Annotated in this window: 13 protein-coding genes and 1 pseudogene; 6 read left to right on the forward strand and 8 right to left on the reverse strand. The window is 59.4% G+C overall.

The genetic code is table 11. The features are described 5' to 3' along the window. Positions 1-99 precede the first annotated feature (99 nt). Positions 100-2,250, forward strand: coding sequence for a YjbH domain-containing protein (locus tag LZG00_01440; protein MCF3592659.1), 2,151 nt, complete (start codon positions 100-102; stop codon positions 2,248-2,250). A 2-nt stretch (positions 2,251-2,252) separates the two neighbouring features. Then, positions 2,253-2,918, forward strand: a complete 666-nt coding sequence (locus tag LZG00_01445; GenBank protein MCF3592660.1) for a YjbF family lipoprotein — start codon at positions 2,253-2,255, stop codon at positions 2,916-2,918. Between the two features lie 86 nt (positions 2,919-3,004). Here LZG00_01445 and LZG00_01450 read toward each other — a convergent pair whose 3' ends face one another. The 4 genes from LZG00_01450 to LZG00_01465 form a co-directional block, all read right to left on the reverse strand. After that, on the reverse strand, positions 3,005-3,202 hold the full coding sequence (locus LZG00_01450) for a hypothetical protein (protein MCF3592661.1): 198 nt from the start codon (positions 3,200-3,202) through the stop codon (positions 3,005-3,007). Between the two features lie 343 nt (positions 3,203-3,545). Further along, positions 3,546-4,430, reverse strand: a complete 885-nt coding sequence (locus LZG00_01455; protein ID MCF3592662.1) for a phosphotransferase — start codon at positions 4,428-4,430, stop codon at positions 3,546-3,548. A gap of 121 nt (positions 4,431-4,551) precedes the next feature. Then, the gene (gene flgD, locus LZG00_01460) at positions 4,552-5,145 is read right to left on the reverse strand and encodes a flagellar hook assembly protein FlgD (protein ID MCF3592663.1); all 594 of its coding nucleotides are present in this window, start codon (positions 5,143-5,145) and stop codon (positions 4,552-4,554) included. Between the two features lie 90 nt (positions 5,146-5,235). Continuing rightward, the gene (locus LZG00_01465) at positions 5,236-6,618 is read right to left on the reverse strand and encodes a flagellar hook-length control protein FliK (protein MCF3592664.1); all 1,383 of its coding nucleotides are present in this window, start codon (positions 6,616-6,618) and stop codon (positions 5,236-5,238) included. 181 nt (positions 6,619-6,799) lie between these two features. Here LZG00_01465 and LZG00_01470 point away from each other — a divergent pair, with 181 nt between their 5' ends. The 3 genes and pseudogenes from LZG00_01470 to LZG00_01480 all read left to right on the forward strand — a co-directional run bounded on the left by LZG00_01470 (position 6,800) and on the right by LZG00_01480 (position 7,816). After that, positions 6,800-7,072, forward strand: a complete 273-nt coding sequence (locus tag LZG00_01470; GenBank protein MCF3592665.1) for a rod-binding protein — start codon at positions 6,800-6,802, stop codon at positions 7,070-7,072. Further along, positions 7,041-7,400 carry a hypothetical protein gene (locus tag LZG00_01475; protein MCF3592666.1) on the forward strand — a complete coding sequence of 120 codons (360 nt, stop codon included), beginning with the start codon at positions 7,041-7,043 and terminating at the stop codon, positions 7,398-7,400. Before LZG00_01470 ends, LZG00_01475 begins: the two co-directional genes overlap by 32 nt. A gap of 245 nt (positions 7,401-7,645) precedes the next feature. Then, a pseudogene (locus tag LZG00_01480) lies at positions 7,646-7,816 on the forward strand (flagellar biosynthetic protein FliP). Between the two features lie 22 nt (positions 7,817-7,838). On the opposite strand, the gene LZG00_01485 reads toward LZG00_01480, so the two are convergent. From LZG00_01485 to LZG00_01500, 4 genes are read right to left on the reverse strand one after another with little or no spacing between them, the layout of a single operon-like run. After that, positions 7,839-9,890: a hypothetical protein gene (locus LZG00_01485; protein MCF3592667.1), complete on the reverse strand. Its 2,052-nt coding sequence runs from the start codon at positions 9,888-9,890 to the stop codon at positions 7,839-7,841. Then, a complete protein-coding gene (locus tag LZG00_01490; GenBank protein MCF3592668.1) occupies positions 9,887-12,631 on the reverse strand; it encodes a DUF4159 domain-containing protein in 2,745 nt (914 codons plus the stop codon). The genes LZG00_01485 and LZG00_01490 overlap by 4 nt, the downstream gene beginning before the upstream one ends. Continuing rightward, entirely contained in the window at positions 12,631-13,509 is an 879-nt protein-coding gene (locus LZG00_01495; GenBank protein ID MCF3592669.1) for a DUF58 domain-containing protein, read from the reverse strand. The genes LZG00_01490 and LZG00_01495 overlap by 1 nt, the downstream gene beginning before the upstream one ends. After that, positions 13,506-14,513 carry a MoxR family ATPase gene (locus tag LZG00_01500; GenBank protein MCF3592670.1) on the reverse strand — a complete coding sequence of 336 codons (1,008 nt, stop codon included), beginning with the start codon at positions 14,511-14,513 and terminating at the stop codon, positions 13,506-13,508. Before LZG00_01500 ends, LZG00_01495 begins: the two co-directional genes overlap by 4 nt. 68 nt (positions 14,514-14,581) lie before the next feature. On the opposite strand from LZG00_01500, the gene LZG00_01505 reads away from it, so the two are divergent. Continuing rightward, positions 14,582-15,172 (forward strand): DUF1285 domain-containing protein, encoded by a 591-nt coding sequence (locus tag LZG00_01505; protein ID MCF3592671.1) that lies wholly within the window; start codon positions 14,582-14,584, stop codon positions 15,170-15,172. The last annotated feature ends 9 nt before the right edge of the window (positions 15,173-15,181 follow it).

The raw sequence follows: 15,181 nt of genomic DNA on the forward strand, positions 1-15,181 counted from the left end.
GTGAGGCTAACAATTTGATCGCGCCAAACGAGACAACTGTTCATTTGTGTGCGATTTCCGTAAACTCAAGAAAACCTATAACGCGGCAGGACATTTGATATGCGGGTGCGGATTTCTATTGGGGTAATCACGGCGGTTTGTCTGGTGCCGGGTCTGGCATTTGGCGAGACCCTCCTGACATACTCGAAGAACATGTATGGTGCACCGGGCGGCCTTATCGATATGCCATCGGCGGAAATGGCGCGGGACGGCGAGTTGGCGGGCACTATTTCGCATTTTGGTGGCACGACAAAAACCACGCTGACTTTTCAGATCCTGCCACGTCTGACGGGGACTTTCCGCTATGCTGCTCTGGCTGATTACCGGCCTGGTCGGGGCGGGGCCAACGCCTATCCCAACGCAACGTATTATGACCGGTCGTTTGATTTGCGCTATCAACTGTTGACCGAGGGTACTTATCGCCCTGCCGTAGCCGTCGGGATGCGTGATTTCATCGGCACGGGGCTTTATTCGTCGGAATACCTGGTGGCGACCAAATCGATCGGGTCGCGGTTACGGCTGACCGGCGGTCTGGGGTGGGGCCGCTTGGGGAGCTATGACAGCTTCACCACCACCGGCACGCGCCCGCCAGAGGGTGCCATCGGGTCGGGCGGCAACCTGCGCACCGACCGATGGTTTCGCGGACCGGTTTCGGCCTTTGGCGGCGTCAGCTTTCAGGCTACGGACCAGCTGAAATTCACGGCTGAATATTCGACCGATGCCTACCCGCAGGAACGCGGCGCGGGGCAAGACCCCGGTGCCAACCTGTTCCAGCGCAAGAGCCCGTGGAATTTTGGTGTCGATTACAATGTTAGCCGGGCGCTGAGCGTCGGGGCCTATTACATGTATGGCTCGGAGATAGGCGTAAAAGTGTCGGTGGCGCTTGATGCCAAGGGATCCCCCGTTCCGGGCGGCGGTGAGACGGCGCCTCTGCCGGTGGCCGTGCGTCCGAAGTTTTCGGTCGGCGATTTGGGCTGGACCGTCGAGCCGGGCCGGGCCGAAGGCGTGCAGGCCAATGTGGCCAAGGGTCTGGCGACCGAAGGCATGGTGCTGGAAGGCATCAAGCTGAATGGCAACAGCGTGCGCGTGTTGGTCCGCAACCCGCGCTTTGACGTCGAGGCGCAGGCCATTGGCCGCACCGCCCGGGTTCTGAGCCGGACCCTACCGAATTCCGTGGAAGAATTCACCATTGTACAGACCCATAACGGTATGCCTACGGGTGCCGTGACAATGAAACGTTCGGACGTTGAGCGGCTTGAGAATGCGCCGGCGGCCAACATTCTGCGAGAGGTTACCTTTGGCGGCGCGGCGGATGCGTGGGACGGGGTCAGCCCTTTGCCGGGCACCTATCCGCGGCTGAACTGGAGCTTTGGGCCATACACCAAGATGAGCGTGTTTGATCCGGACAATCCCGTGCGTGTGGATGTCGGCGTAAAGCTGGATGCCGATTATTATGTCGCGCCGGGCTGGCTTGTGTCCGGGGCGGTGACGGTGAAAGCGGGAGGCAATGTCGGTGATCAGGTGCCGGGGCGCAACAACACCGGGGCGGGGCCGGGCACATTGCCGCCGGTGCGCTCGGATGCTGCCCTATATTCACGCGGCAACGATCCGAGAATTCAGCATCTGACCATCGCGAAATATGGCCGCTTGGGCAACGATCTCTATGGCCGGGCTACTGTGGGTTATCTTGAGTCGATGTACGCCGGGGTTTCAGGAGAGGTTCTCTGGAAGCCTGCGACCAGCCGTTTGGCGTTTGGGATCGAGCTGAACTATGTCGCCAAGCGGGATTTCGACCAGCTTTTTGGCGTGCAGAGTTACAACGTCGCGACCGGGCATGTCTCGGCTTATTACGATTTCGGCAACGGTTTCCATGGTCAACTGGATATGGGGCGTTATCTCGCTGAGGATTGGGGGGCGACTGTTTCGATTGACCGCGAATTCGACAACGGCTGGAAAGTGGGCGCGTATGTTACCAAAACCAACGTGTCCGCAGCCGCCTTTGGTGAAGGGTCGTTTGACAAGGGTATCCGTATCACGGCGCCGATGAGCTGGGCTATCGGTAGCCCGACGAAACGCAAGAACGACATCGTTATCCAATCGCTTTCACGTAATGGTGGTGCGCGGTTGAATGTAGGCGGGCGGCTCTATGATAGTGTGCGCGGCACGCATGGACCGGATATGGCCAAGACTTGGGGAAGGTTCTGGAGATGAGAATGTTTCGTGCCGCTACTCTGATCGCTGTCATGCTTGGGCTTGCAGGATGCGGAAATCAGACCGATCAGGGCGTGTTCCTGAAAGCTGCGCGCTCGGGCGCATTGAAGAAATCGGGCCAAGGCTCGGTTGTTGGACCGGCCGAAGTTGCGGCGGCGGTCCAGGCATCGCTTGCCAATACCGATGCGCCGATCGCTCTGGTCGTGCTGGAGGGGCGCAATGCGACGGCCATTCTCACGCAGATCGAACAGAATGGTGCCTATGTTACCTGGGCGACGCCGGATCGGCGCTCGATCACGACGCGAGGCGGCGTTGTCACCGCCACGCGGGGTTTGGGCAACGATTTGATGTCGTCGAGTCTGGGAGAAAGTCTTGCGCTGATTTCGGGGCGTAAATCAGGCTCGGCCCAGCGTGTGATGCGCAATCTTGATGGTGAAAATCACACCGTCGAATTGGTTCTGAGTTGTGACTATGCCAAGGGCGGCGGTAAGCGGCTGTCGGCGGGCGAGTTGAAGAATGTGGCGACAACACAAATGACGGAAACCTGTTCGTCGGGAGAGACGCAGTTCACCAACAGTTATCTTGTTGATGGGCGCGGTCGGATTGTTCAATCGCGGCAATGGCTGAACCCGACCAATGGGCATATGACGATTCAGCTACTGCGCTGACTTCTGGATGTGAGACAAAAGAAAATGGCGGCCCGTTAAGGCCGCCATTTTACGTTTTTCATCGCGTCCGGATATCCGGTGCGAAATTAGCTGTCGTCCGACGCGACAACGGCGATAGCAACGGCCACAGCTGCGACAGCAGCCATACCTGCGCCACCGGCACCAAGGCCAAGGCCGCCTTGAGTCGATACGAACGGATCTTGAGTTTTGGTCTCAGCAGCAACCGGTGCGGCGGTTGCTACGGCCAGAGCAGCAGCAGCTGCAATGATCGAAAGCTTTTTCATAATGTTCTCCAAACCATAGTTAAGCCGACCGAAATCGGCACGACCGTCGTCAATATTACATAGATTCAGCGCTGTTGAAATAGGAATTGGGAAATTAGCGGTGAATCGCCTTCGTCTGCTGTAACATCAAGCAACTCGTCTATAAGCTATTGTTTTTTAACAATTTAACTTTGGGTATCGCCTTGATTCACCAATATTGATTCCATTGTTGGCGGAGATTGTTGCCTTGCTGCAACATGCTGTGTTCCCGATGTGTCGGCAGCGGCAGCAAGAGGACGCCGAGGCAAAAATACGCCTGCACGAATCGCGTGATGGAAATCGCATGAAGCGGATTAATACGAAATCAGCCCGTGAGCCGCTCAAGCTCCATAGCCATGGGGAGCTGATAATCTGCGTCCCCGCGGATTGTGCGCCAAAGGCAATAGGCCGCCATGCGCCAATGAAACCAGGGGGCAAGCGCGTGGTATCGCGCGGCCGCGAGTTTGTCGCCATAGGCGAACAGAAAGCTGTCTTCTTCGTCTGGGGATAGCGGTGCACCGCGATAGATATGTTGCATTGCAGGCGAAAGGAAAATCGCGAGATCATGAACCGGATCGCCCGAACAGGGACATTGCCAATCAATGAATGTAATGCCGGTGCCGGTATCGATCAGGTTTCCGGGGACGGCATCACCATGCAGAAGTGCGATGATGCCAGAGGGCGGAGCCAATCCGGCGGGCCGATATGCAGTGATTGGTCTTGCCGCGTCTTCCGGGCATAGCGACAGGATGGCAAGGGTCTGGTCGACGAGCGCCTGGCTTCCGTCCGGGGCGGCAGGAAGGCCGTGGGGGATGGTTGAATTGTGCAGACGTGCAAGTTCACGCGCGACCGGCGCCACATTTTGCTGCCATGGTCGGCCATGAACCAGCGCATAGACCACGACCGGCCCGAGAGATGTGTCGAGTGCGCCATGCAGTTTGGGTGCCAAACCGGTGTCTTTGAGGTGGTGCAGGATCAGGGCTTCGGCGGTGGGATCGTTGGAAAAGAGCGGATTGTCATCGCATGGGGTATAGGCTTTGATAACGATCTCGCCCCCATGACCGGACGCACGCCAGAGGCGGTTGGTGCGTCCGCCTGTCATGGGGTGGGACACGCAATCGGCGGGCAGATGGCCAGTCCTGACAAGCGTTTGGTGCAAGGCGGCGGGCATATCACCCGGCACTGGGCCTGTGGCGGAATGAAAACGCATTTCAGAGGCTCCGGTCGCGTATTGGCCGGGCCATGGACGGTTCGGCTTTGATCGCTACAACCCGGTGTTACGTTGGGGGTCTACGCGAGGCGCCCGGGGCGATCAAGGCTGTGGATCGGCCTCACGTTGGGCGGCGCAGCGCCAGAACATCGGAAGAGAGAACCTGAACCCCACCCTCTAGAACCAGCACCAAGGTGCCGTCAAAATTCTGTGCTTCGACCACGTTGGCATAGTTTTCCACCGGTGTCGTGCCGAGCAGCGATCCTTCTGCATGGTTTTCGATTTCGAAGGAATAGAGCCCATCGACGAAGGGCGCGCCCGTGTCGTCGACACCGGCCCAAGTGACGTCACCTGCCGTGAGGCTGATTTGCTCGCGCGCCACCTCATCTCCGGTTTCATTGCGCACCACCAGCCAAGCCTGATCCGCACGGGTGGCAATTAGCGGTGACAGGGTGATGGGGCTGCCTTGGAAATATGCGGGCGCGGAGGTGCGCGCCTCCATCCCGATCCACCCGGCCAGTTGGCCAATGCCGGTGCCTGTTGTCTGGGCGATCAGGTTGTTCAGCAGATCATTGGTCAAGACCTGTTGCTCAACAGAGGAAAAAGTCGCGAGTTGTACTGCGTAATCAGAACTGTCGACTGGGTTCAGAGGATCCTGATTGTTCATTTGCGCAGTTAGCATCTGCAAAAAAGTCTGAAAATCGGAGCTTATCATTCGATTATCAGTCGCAGTGGAGGACTGAGCGGGGGTTGCGGCGGAGGCCGAGGACACGGAGTTAATCATGAGGCTATCTTTCTTGGCTGTTCAAAAACGCAGATCGAGCCCACCAGAATCGTGCGGCGCCGATGGCGCCTGCGCAATTGAAGTGGGAGAGTCATCCGGGTGAATGAGGGGCGGGGAATTGTCATCTGGCGAGGTGGGGGATGACCCGTTGCCACCGCGTTGAGGGTTTTTGAAGTCGAACTGAGGGTCGTCGTAGCCGAGGGCCTGGAACTCCTCGGCCAGCAGGTTGATGTGCCGACGCATCAGGTCGAGGGTTTCGCCGCGTTCTGCGACGATAGAGACCAGCATTGTGCCTTCCCCCGGGGTCATGGTCAGGCGGACGTGCCCTAGTTCTTCCGGGTTGAGGCGGAGCACGACCTGACCGCCGGATTGCGCCGATGCGGCAGAGGAAATCTGTAGGGCAACATGACGGGCCAAGTCCGTGCGGCCAAAGGTTTGTGACGCAGAAAGCGTGCCGGTATGCCCCCCTGGCTCGCGAATTGAATGCGACGTCGAAAGCGTAAATTCCTCAGTCACTTCAATGGCGGAATCGAGTGCTGCGCGCGGGCTGGGCTGGGAAAGTGGCGGGGGTATTGCAGCGCCGGAAGAGGACTGTGGCGCAACCGGCGCGGGCGGCTGTCTTTCGGTGCCGCTGGCAAGTTTGGGAGCGGGCGCGTCGGCCTGACTCTGCCGCGCACGTGCCTTGTCCGTATTTGACGCACCGAACCGCGAGAACTGCGATGGCACCATTGGTTCGGCCCGGAGTTGGGATGTCTGCGCCGTGGTTTGTGACTCGGGCGGTGTGACGATCTGCGGGGTTTGGCGAATCGCGGATGGCTCATTCGATTGAATGGGTGTCGATGGGGTAAGTGCGGAACGATTTTCGGACGCTGGATTGTGACCTGTGGTTCGTATCTGCGCGGTCTGTGAAGCAGCGAACGCAGAGGTTTGCACGGCCTGTTCCCGGTTGCCCGGGGTGGTGGGCGCAGCAGCAGGTTGTGGCGTGCCGGAAATGTTGCCGGATTCGAGCACGATGCGCTGGGCCGGAACGGCGACGGGTTTGGCGTTCAGCGCTGCTTCTGTGCCTTTTGGGGAGGCCACGGGGACGAGTGGCGGCGCCGCGATTTCGCCAAGGTGTTGCGTGGTGTCTGTTGCGTCAGTGTACTGCTCTGACTCGGAACCCGACTCTTTTGCAATGCAGGAGGCCGAGGGTTCATCCTCGGCGGTCTCTTGCGTGATTGGCAATGCTTCGTCGTTTCTGATGTCCAGATCGGGTTGTTGCGCAAGGTTGCTCTGGCGCAGGCCGAGAAAAACATCCGCAAATGGCTGCGCGCGCTGACTATCGCCAGCGGCGTTTGTTGCTGGTTTGCCCGGCGTGCCATCCGCGCCGGGGTGGCGAAAGGCGTAGGTTGAAATGTCTGACATGGTTGCCTCGGGATTTCTTCCACAATGCGCTCACTATCCACGAGTTTGGTTACTGGTTCTTTACCGGTATCTGCGCAAATAGCGAAAAGTCCCCCAAATTGGAGGTATTCCTGTGACTGATCTTTCTCCATTGGCTGCGCCGCCAACGGCATCGCCCGTATCGCGCCCGGTCGCCCGATCGATGGATCAAAACAATGGTCGGGATCAGGCGCTGATGGACGCGGCCCAAAAACTGGAAGCCACCTTTTTATCGGAGATGTTGAAAGTTGCGGGCATGGGCAAGACGCGCGACGCCTTTGGCGGTGGGGCAGGGGAAGACCAGTTCGCCTCGTTTCTGCGCCAGGCACAGGCAGAGGAAATGGTGAAAGCCGGGGGCATCGGTCTGGCCGAGTCGCTCTATCAGGCATTGAAGGAGAAAGCCGATGAATTCCACGACAACACAACACACGATTGAAGCCCTCGATGCGCTGTTAGAGCGCGAACGCACGGCCCTGATGGAAGGGGATCTGAATTTTCTGGCTGGGCAATATGACGAGAAGAAAACCCTGATTGACAGATTGAACGATAACGGCGCGGCGGGTGCGGCAAAGCTGGAGCAATTGCAGGCCAAGGCGCTGCGCAATCAGGCACTTCTCAACAGGGCGCTGCAAGGGATTCGCAGCGTTGCCAACCGGATGAGCACGCTACAACGGATTCGCCAAACGCTTGATACTTATGATGAAACTGGCAAGCGCCGAGCAATCGAAGGCCAGACAGACCTTAAAATGGAAAAGCGCGCCTAGGCGGGCTCCGTGCGGGACTGTGCAATTCGAATCAAATGCAGGCAATTTCGCATCACCGGTTTTAGGGTTTCATTAGGAGGAAATGGGCCAGGATGAGCCTGCATTCGGATGATCTTTCGAATGGCGCTGCAAGGGCGTTGACCTTGCTGCACTTGTCAGAACGACTTTGGACCCGTCCGGCAAGTGGATGGGATGTGTAACGGGCGCAAAGCGCACAATGACCAAAGGATTAAACCAAGATCTTGATCTTCTTGCCTTTTCTGATCATCGACTTGGTTGTTGCAGCGATCTTGATGTCGATGGGTATGATGATGGTGCCGCCTGCGATTGTCTCGTTGCCGTTCAAGCTGTCATTCTTCGTCATTGCGGATGGCTGGAGCCTGATTGCCGAAAGCCTGGTGCGCAGCTATTTCTGAGATGGTGCCGACGTGGTCGGGTCTAGCGCCGCCCCTCACGAAGCCACGCCAAAAGGATGAAGCCCGCCACCAGCGCAAGGACGAGCCATTCCGGCAACAATCGGACCTGCGCAACGCCGACAGTGCGATAAGCGTTGCGCGGGGTCAGCCCAAGCCAACCGTTGCCAGCGGCCGGGCGGCCCGGGCGGACATGGCGCAGGTTTGGAATGCCATCGCTCAACACCTGCACACCGCCGCGCTTGGTTGCGATAAGCGGTGTGAGGATTGCCGCGTCGGCCACCGTTTCGATAAACTCGCGTGGCGCACTTGGGCCGAGCCCCACGACTGCCGACAAATCGCCGTTGGTGAGCCGGTAAAGGCCGACTTCCTCGCCGTCGAACCCAACTTCGAAACGGCCGGGTTCTGTCTCGGCAAGGGGAAGATCGGTTTGTTCGCCGGATGGCGGGGTGACGGTGACGGTGCCCGCGTTTTCTGACAGAGTGCGGCGGATGATGCGCATCGACTGGCCATTGGGTTCGGCCCACAATGCTTCTTCCTCCAGATCGGGCTCCTTCATCATCCAGTGCGCCAGGCGGCGGAGCAATTCGAGTTGAGGCCCGCCGCCCTCGAATCCGCGGCTCCAGAGCCAGGCGTGATCTGATGCCAGAAGCGCCACGCGCCCTTCGCCGACACGGTCGAGTATCAGCAACGGATTGCCTTCGATCCCGGACATGACCACATCGCCGGCTTCGGCCACAACTTCGATCTGGCGCATCCAACGGCCCCAATTTTCCAGGCCGTCCGCGGGTGTCAGGTCGGCGGTGACGGGATGGCGTTGACCAAGCTCGGTGACTTCGGGACGGTAACCCTGATCGATCACCCGAGCCGTTGGACTGGCGGGTACGATCTGGGCAAGAGGTGAGCGATAGATGCTGTCGGCACTGGCAAAATCGGGCCCGGCGGCGATTAGAACCGCACCACCTTTTTCTGCATAGGAGCGCACGTTTTCCAGATAGACCGACGGAAGGATGCCGCGCCGCTTGTAACGGTCAAAAATGATCAGATCGAAATCCTCGATCTTTTCCAGAAACAACTCGCGTGTGGGAAAAGCGATGAGCGACAGCTCTCCTACGGGTACGCCATCCTGCTTTTCGGGCGGGCGCAGGATTGTAAAATGCACCAGATCAACCGAACTGTCGGATTTCAGAAGATTGCGCCAAGTGCGCCCGCCCGGGTGTGGTTCGCCCGAGACCAGAAGCACCCGCAACCGGTCACGCACGCCATTGATCTGCACGAGCGACGTATTGTTGCGCCCGGTCAGTTCCCCGTCCTCCGTCGGGACGGTGAATTGCAGAACGTTGCGCCCGCCATGAGGCAGCGAAACAGGCAACTCGATTGATTGACCAACAGGCACCTGAAACACCATCGGTTCACCACCATCGACCGCGATTTCAAGTGCAGTAAAGCCCATGTCATTTGGCACCTGGCCCTGATCTTCGATACGCAGAGTCAGCGTGATTTCCTCGCCCAGAATCGCGTAAGCAGGGGCATTTTCGACTACAATGCGACGATCCCAGTCATCGGGATCGCCTGTAAGAAGAAGGTGTAGCGGCGCGGGCAGTTCGGGTGCGTTGTCGATGTCGTGGATCCGGCCATCACTGATCAGAAACAGGCCGGAAATGCGTGCATGGGGTTGTTCCGCCAGCACATTTGAGAGCGCGGCCATCGCCAATGTGCCTGTGTCCTCGGGCCCGTCGGTGATGTTGATGCGATGCAGTCTGGTATTGGGCATGGCGTTGATCCGCGCGGCAATTTGTGCGGCGGCTTCTTCGGTGCGAACTGTGCGATCCGACAGCTTTTGGCTGATGGATTGATCGACCACCATGATGGCGATGTCGGGTAGAGCGTCGCGTTCTTCCTGCTGCCATACCGGGCCGGTCAGCGCACACAGCACGAGCAACGCTGCGAGAGCGCGCAGCGCCCAGCCCGAAAGCCCGCGCCAAAGTGCAAATCCGGTTGCCGCCAGCGCAAGCACCAAAAGCGCACCAATCACCGGCCAGGGCAAAAGTGGATCAAAAAGGAGGGTGGCCGTCATTGCCCCAATCTCTCCAGAAGCGCCGGTACATGCACCTGATCGGATTTGTAATTTCCGGTCAGCACATGCATGACGAGGTTGACGCCGAAGCGATAGGCCATTTCGCGCTGGCGTTCCCCGGCAAGCCCCCGCCCGACCGGAAAGAGGTTGTTGCCGCGTTCATCCATCGCCCAGGCCGCGGCCCAGTCGTTGCCGCCAATAATGATCGGGGTAACATTATCATTGAGGTTTCGGAACGGCATGCCATCAACCTGTTCGGCATCCGCCGGAGCAGCTTCGACCCAGACATCGCGGCCGTTGTAGCGCCCCGGAAACTCCTGAAGGAGGTAGAAGGCGCGGGTCAGAACATGATCAGACGGCACGGGTTCAATCGCCGGAATGTCCAACGGGGCGGCCAGTTGTTGCAGTTTGCGACCGTTCGGGCTTGCCGTGCCGAACCCGGCGATGTCGGCGTCGCGCGTATCAAAGAGGATCATACCACCCGAGCGCATAAAGCGGTTGAGTTTGTCATAGGCCGCCGCCGAAGGGCGTGGCTGATCCGGGGTGACAGGCCAGTAAAGCAAAGGAAAGAACGACAGTTCATCCGTCTCGAGATTGACCCCCATCGGCGTTGCGGGTTCAATTGAACTGCGAAAAAACAAGGTTTCCGAAAGCCCCAGAAGGCCGGCATAGGCAGTTTCATCGATTTGTCGATTTCCGGTGATCACATGCGCCAGAACCACTTCCGAGGTGGCTTCAATGGCTCTGATGTCATCTGCGTGGGCGTCCCAGGGCAAGGTGAACAACGCGCAGGTGATCACGGCAACGCGCGCGGCAATGAGGCGCCCGGACAAGGCCAGCGAGGCAAAAACATCCAGAGACAGAAGCCCAAGTGCCAGGGCAAGCAACCAACCGCCTAGCGGGATTTCCTTGGCGGTTGTGAAGCCGTTGATGGTTGTCCCTGCGGGCCATAGCGCGGGTTTCAGGGTTTCGCCCTGTTGCAATACATTGCGGGCTATCTGTCGATTGATCCCCGCATAAACGCCGGGTTGCAACGTGGGCCCGATCGGTGCATCGGCCAATGCCTCACCGGGAACGCCCGGCAAAGCGGCGCCGTCCTTGAGCGCGCCAAAGCCGTCCAGCACTTTGAGCGGGTTCCAGATCGTGCCAGCCAGTTCGTCAGCCGTCGGGGCGGCGGAAGTTGTTGAAACCGAAAGCCGTTCGAGCATTTCCACGAAGAGGCCGGATAGCGGAAGAGAGGACCATTCAGCGTTGGCGGTTACATGAAACAGCACCACCTGCCCTGCGCCGAGTTTCTTGCGCGTGACCAGTGGCGTGCCATCGCTGAGTGTTGCGATTACGCGATCGGCGAGTGCGGGGTCGGGTTGCGCAAGAACTTGTGCCGTGATGCGCACGTCCTCGGGCACGTTCAAGCCGAAAAATGGTGAATCCTTGTCGAATGGCGCCAGAGTTTTCGGCGCGCCCCAGCTCATCGCGCCACCTACGGTGCGCCCGCCAGCGCGCAAACGCACCGGCATCAAGGGGTGTTCGTCACTGCGGCTGATTTCGCTTGCAGCCATCCGCGGACCGGCAAACCGCAAAAGCAGGCCGCCCTGTTCCACCCATTCGAGCAGCGCAGTTTGCTCTGCATCGGAAATCCTGGCGATATCGGCCAGAACAACTACGTCGGGGTTGGCCGGCAGGGTGTCGGGAATTGCACCCTCGATCAGATCAGCGGAGGGCGAAAGCGCCTGCCGCAGATAGTGCAGCGGTGACAGCAATTCGAGACCTTCGCGGTTTTCGCGCCCCGCAATCAGAGCAATCTCGCGGCGTCGCAGGCTGTCATCGGTAAGCACAATCGTTCCAGCGCCTTGCGCGCCCTTGATCTGAAACCGCGAGATCCGGCTACGCAATTCGGCAGGCAGAGCCATCTCGCCTTCAACAGTGGCCGCTCCGGCGGGTAGGGTGAGGGGCAATTCAGACAGCACCCGTTCGGCGCCTGCGGGGTCTTTTCCGACAGCCTGCACCACAAGCGACTGTTCGCTTGCCGTCAGTTCGCGCCGGGCCGTGATCTGCACGGCGCCTTCTGAAAACCGTGCGGGTTCAAGCGCAAGCGTAGGGTTGCCGGATTGAAAGATGGAAACCGGGCCGAGTGCGTTCAGCCGGGTCAGCAACTCTGTTCGCCCCTCGCGTTCAAGCCCGTCGGAGAACCAGATCGTTTCGATCGGGCCGCTATCGGCCAGCGCAACGGTCAGGTCTTGCATGGCGTCTTTCGTCGGTGCCCAGGCGTTTGGGGCGATCCCTGCCAGCCGGGCTTCCCACGTCGCGGCGGCCTGGAATATTGGTGCTTCCGGTTGGCCCAGAACCGTTATGGCGACGGTTCGTCCATCGCGCCCTGCATTGGCCAGCGTGCGCTCGATCATGGTGATCCTCTCGGGCCAGTTGCGTGCGCTGGCCCAACTGGCATCCATAACGATCAACACCGGATCGTTCGAGCGCGCGCCGGTGTCAGTTGGGTTCAGCACAGGTCCGGCTAAACCGAGAATGACAGCGGCCACGGCCAGCATCCGCAATAGCAGCAACCACCAAGGTGTGCGATCCGACACGCTGTCGTCGTCTTGCAGTCCAAGCAGCAGCACGACGCCGGGAAAGCGGCGGCGGATCGGCGCGGGCGGGATGGCGCGCAGAAGGATCCACAAGATCGGGAGCGCCACAAGTGCCAGCAGTAGCCATGGGCTGGTAAATGCAATGGGGCCGAGCATTATGCAGTGCCCCCTTCGAGCGCGCGAAACAGCCAGAGCAGCGTGGCAGAGGCGCTGGTGTTGGTGTGGTGACATTGATAGCGCCAGCCGGCGGCGGCGCAAAGAGCAGTCAATTCGGCTTTGCGCTTGGCTAACCGTTCAAGATACCGCTCTCTAAGGTCATCCGCTTTGAGCGTTTCATGTGCAATTGATCCGCCAACGCTCTGAAAGATCGTGCGGCCCCGATAGGGAAAAGATTCTTCACTGGGGTCGAGTATCTGAAGAAGCACGCCACGCACGCCCGCGTCCGAGGCCGTGGTCAGAGCCGCAGTGATGTCAGTGGTGTTTGTCAAGAAGTCCGAGATGAAGACTGCGCGGGCATGGGGCGGCATACCGCGTGCCTTTGGGGTGGCATATTCGGCTGTTTCGTCTTGGGAGAGGAGATCAGCCAGCCGCAGTATTTGTGGCTCCCCACTGCGCGGCACAAGAGCACCGTCAACCATCCCGACGCGTTCGCCCGCGCGGATCAAAAGTATCGAAACGGCCAGCGCCAGAACCCGGGCGCGATCGGCTTTTTGTGGAAGGTCGGATGCGCTGGCAAACCGCATCGAACTGGTCTGATCGACCCAAAGGAGGACGCTTTGGGCGATCAACCATTCCTTTTCACGCACAAATTGGACATCGGATTTGGCAGACCGACGCCAATCAATCATGCGGCGGGAATCGCCCGGTTGCATCGGACGGTACTGCCAGAAATCGTCACCCATTCCGGCCCGCCGACGGCTGTGTTCTCCCAACAGAACTGTCGAAGCCAGATGTTGCGCCCGCGCCAACAAGGGCGGAAAGCGTGCGGCCTCCTCCTCGGCGCGTTCGCGCAAATGACGCGGTGTTTGGCTCACGCTGCCGCCTCTCGCATCAGGATTGCGCGGGTCGTAGCGTCAATTAGCTCGGCCAAGCTTTCGCCGCGGGCGCGGGCGGCAAAGTTGAGCGCCATCCGGTGGATCAGAACCGGGCGCGCCATGGCGATGATGTCATCTGTGTCCGGTGCCAGTCGGCCTTGGATCAATGCCCGCGCCCGGACGGTCAGCATCAGGGCTTGTGCCGCGCGCGGACCGGGGCCCCAAGCGACCGATTGGCGCACAGTCTCGCTCGAAGTCGGGTCTTGCGGGCGGAAGGCGCGCACCAGATCGAGGATCTGTTCGGCCACCGCGTCTCCCACGGGCATCCGGCGAAGAAGGGATTGCGAAGCCACCAGCTCTTCTGCGGTGAATACGCTGTGTGCCTCATCCTCTTCCAGGCCGGTGGTCGCGATGAGAATTTCTTTCTCGGTAGCACGATCCGGGTAGGTCACGTCGATCTGGACAAGAAACCGGTCAAGCTGGGCCTCGGGCAAGGGATATGTGCCCTCCTGTTCGATCGGGTTCTGCGTGGCAAGAACATGAAACGGGGCGTCTAGCGCACGGTCTTTGCCTGCTACAGTGACTTGGCGCTCCTGCATGGCCTGAAGCAGTGCCGATTGCGTGCGGGGGCTGGCGCGGTTGATTTCATCTGCCATCAGGATCTGACAGAAGATCGGACCGGGGATAAATTTGAACGCCCGGCTGCCATCGGCGCCAGTTTCAAGCACTTCGGACCCAAGAATGTCGGCAGGCATCAGATCGGGCGTAAACTGGATTCGGTTGCCATCAAGCCCCATGACCGTGCCGAGAGTTTCGACAAGACGGGTTTTTCCCAGCCCCGGCAGGCCGACAAGCAGAGCGTGACCACCGCAAAGCAGGGCCGAAACCGCCAGGTCAACGACCTGTTCCTGTCCGATGAAACGACGGGTGATCGAGGCTTTGGCCTGCGCCAGCTTGCCTTCCAACGCTTTGATCCCGGTCACCAGATCCGAATCTTCGGTCATGGCAAAACTCCTTTTTTTGCGATAGGCTTGTGGCGAGTGTAGCGCGGCTGATGGGAATGGCAAAAGCTATGAGCGGACAAATGAACGTGAAGCCATCGGCTGAAGGCATCGCTGCTTCGGTCAAAGCCGCGACCAAAGGCAAGGGTCTGCCGCCGGTTCATCTGTGGAATCCACCCTTTTGTGGTGATTTGGACATGCGAATCGCGCGGGATGGCACCTGGTTCTATCTTGGAACGCCGATTGGACGGGCTCCACTCGTGCGATTGTTTTCCACTATCTTGCGCCGGGATGGGGATGACTATTTTTTGGTCACACCGGTGGAAAAGGTGGGCATCACCGTTGATGATGCGCCTTTCGTGGCCGTGGACTTTGAGCGCCATGGCGAAGATGAAGCACAGGTTTTGGTCTTTGAGACCAATGTTGGCGACAAGGTTGCGGCGGGGCCGCAAGCGCCAATTCGCGTGGAACGCGACCCAGAAACCGGCGAACCATCGCCCTATGTTCTGGTCCGGGCCAATCTTGAGGCGTTGATTGACCGCAAGAGTTTCTACCGGCTGGTCGAAATTGGCGGCCATGAAGAGGTAGATGGCGAGCGCTGGTTTGGAATCCGCTCCGGCGGCGCATTCTTCCCCGTTATCCCTTCAAGTGAGTTGTCCTAGACGCGGCTT

Source organism: Rhodobacteraceae bacterium LMO-JJ12 (assembly GCA_021555075.1).
In the GTDB taxonomy this organism is placed as follows: Bacteria; Pseudomonadota; Alphaproteobacteria; order Rhodobacterales; family Rhodobacteraceae; genus JAKGBX01.

What these genes read in the sequence shown, in the direction of transcription:
- LZG00_01505 (MCF3592671.1), top strand. Translation starts at nt 14,582, where the DNA reads ATGAGCGGACAAATGAACGTGAAGCCATCGGCTGAAGGCATCGCTGCT.
- LZG00_01445 (MCF3592660.1), top strand. Translation starts at nt 2,253, where the DNA reads ATGTTTCGTGCCGCTACTCTGATCGCTGTCATGCTTGGGCTTGCAGGA.
- LZG00_01490 (MCF3592668.1), bottom strand. Translation starts at nt 12,631, where the DNA reads ATGCTCGGCCCCATTGCATTTACCAGCCCATGGCTACTGCTGGCACTT.
- LZG00_01440 (MCF3592659.1), top strand. Translation starts at nt 100, where the DNA reads ATGCGGGTGCGGATTTCTATTGGGGTAATCACGGCGGTTTGTCTGGTG.
- LZG00_01500 (MCF3592670.1), bottom strand. Translation starts at nt 14,513, where the DNA reads ATGACCGAAGATTCGGATCTGGTGACCGGGATCAAAGCGTTGGAAGGC.
- LZG00_01465 (MCF3592664.1), bottom strand. Translation starts at nt 6,618, where the DNA reads ATGTCAGACATTTCAACCTACGCCTTTCGCCACCCCGGCGCGGATGGC.
- LZG00_01470 (MCF3592665.1), top strand. Translation starts at nt 6,800, where the DNA reads ATGGATCAAAACAATGGTCGGGATCAGGCGCTGATGGACGCGGCCCAA.
- flgD (MCF3592663.1), bottom strand. Translation starts at nt 5,145, where the DNA reads ATGATAAGCTCCGATTTTCAGACTTTTTTGCAGATGCTAACTGCGCAA.
- LZG00_01485 (MCF3592667.1), bottom strand. Translation starts at nt 9,890, where the DNA reads ATGACGGCCACCCTCCTTTTTGATCCACTTTTGCCCTGGCCGGTGATT.
- LZG00_01450 (MCF3592661.1), bottom strand. Translation starts at nt 3,202, where the DNA reads ATGAAAAAGCTTTCGATCATTGCAGCTGCTGCTGCTCTGGCCGTAGCA.
- LZG00_01475 (MCF3592666.1), top strand. Translation starts at nt 7,041, where the DNA reads ATGAATTCCACGACAACACAACACACGATTGAAGCCCTCGATGCGCTG.
- LZG00_01455 (MCF3592662.1), bottom strand. Translation starts at nt 4,430, where the DNA reads ATGCGTTTTCATTCCGCCACAGGCCCAGTGCCGGGTGATATGCCCGCC.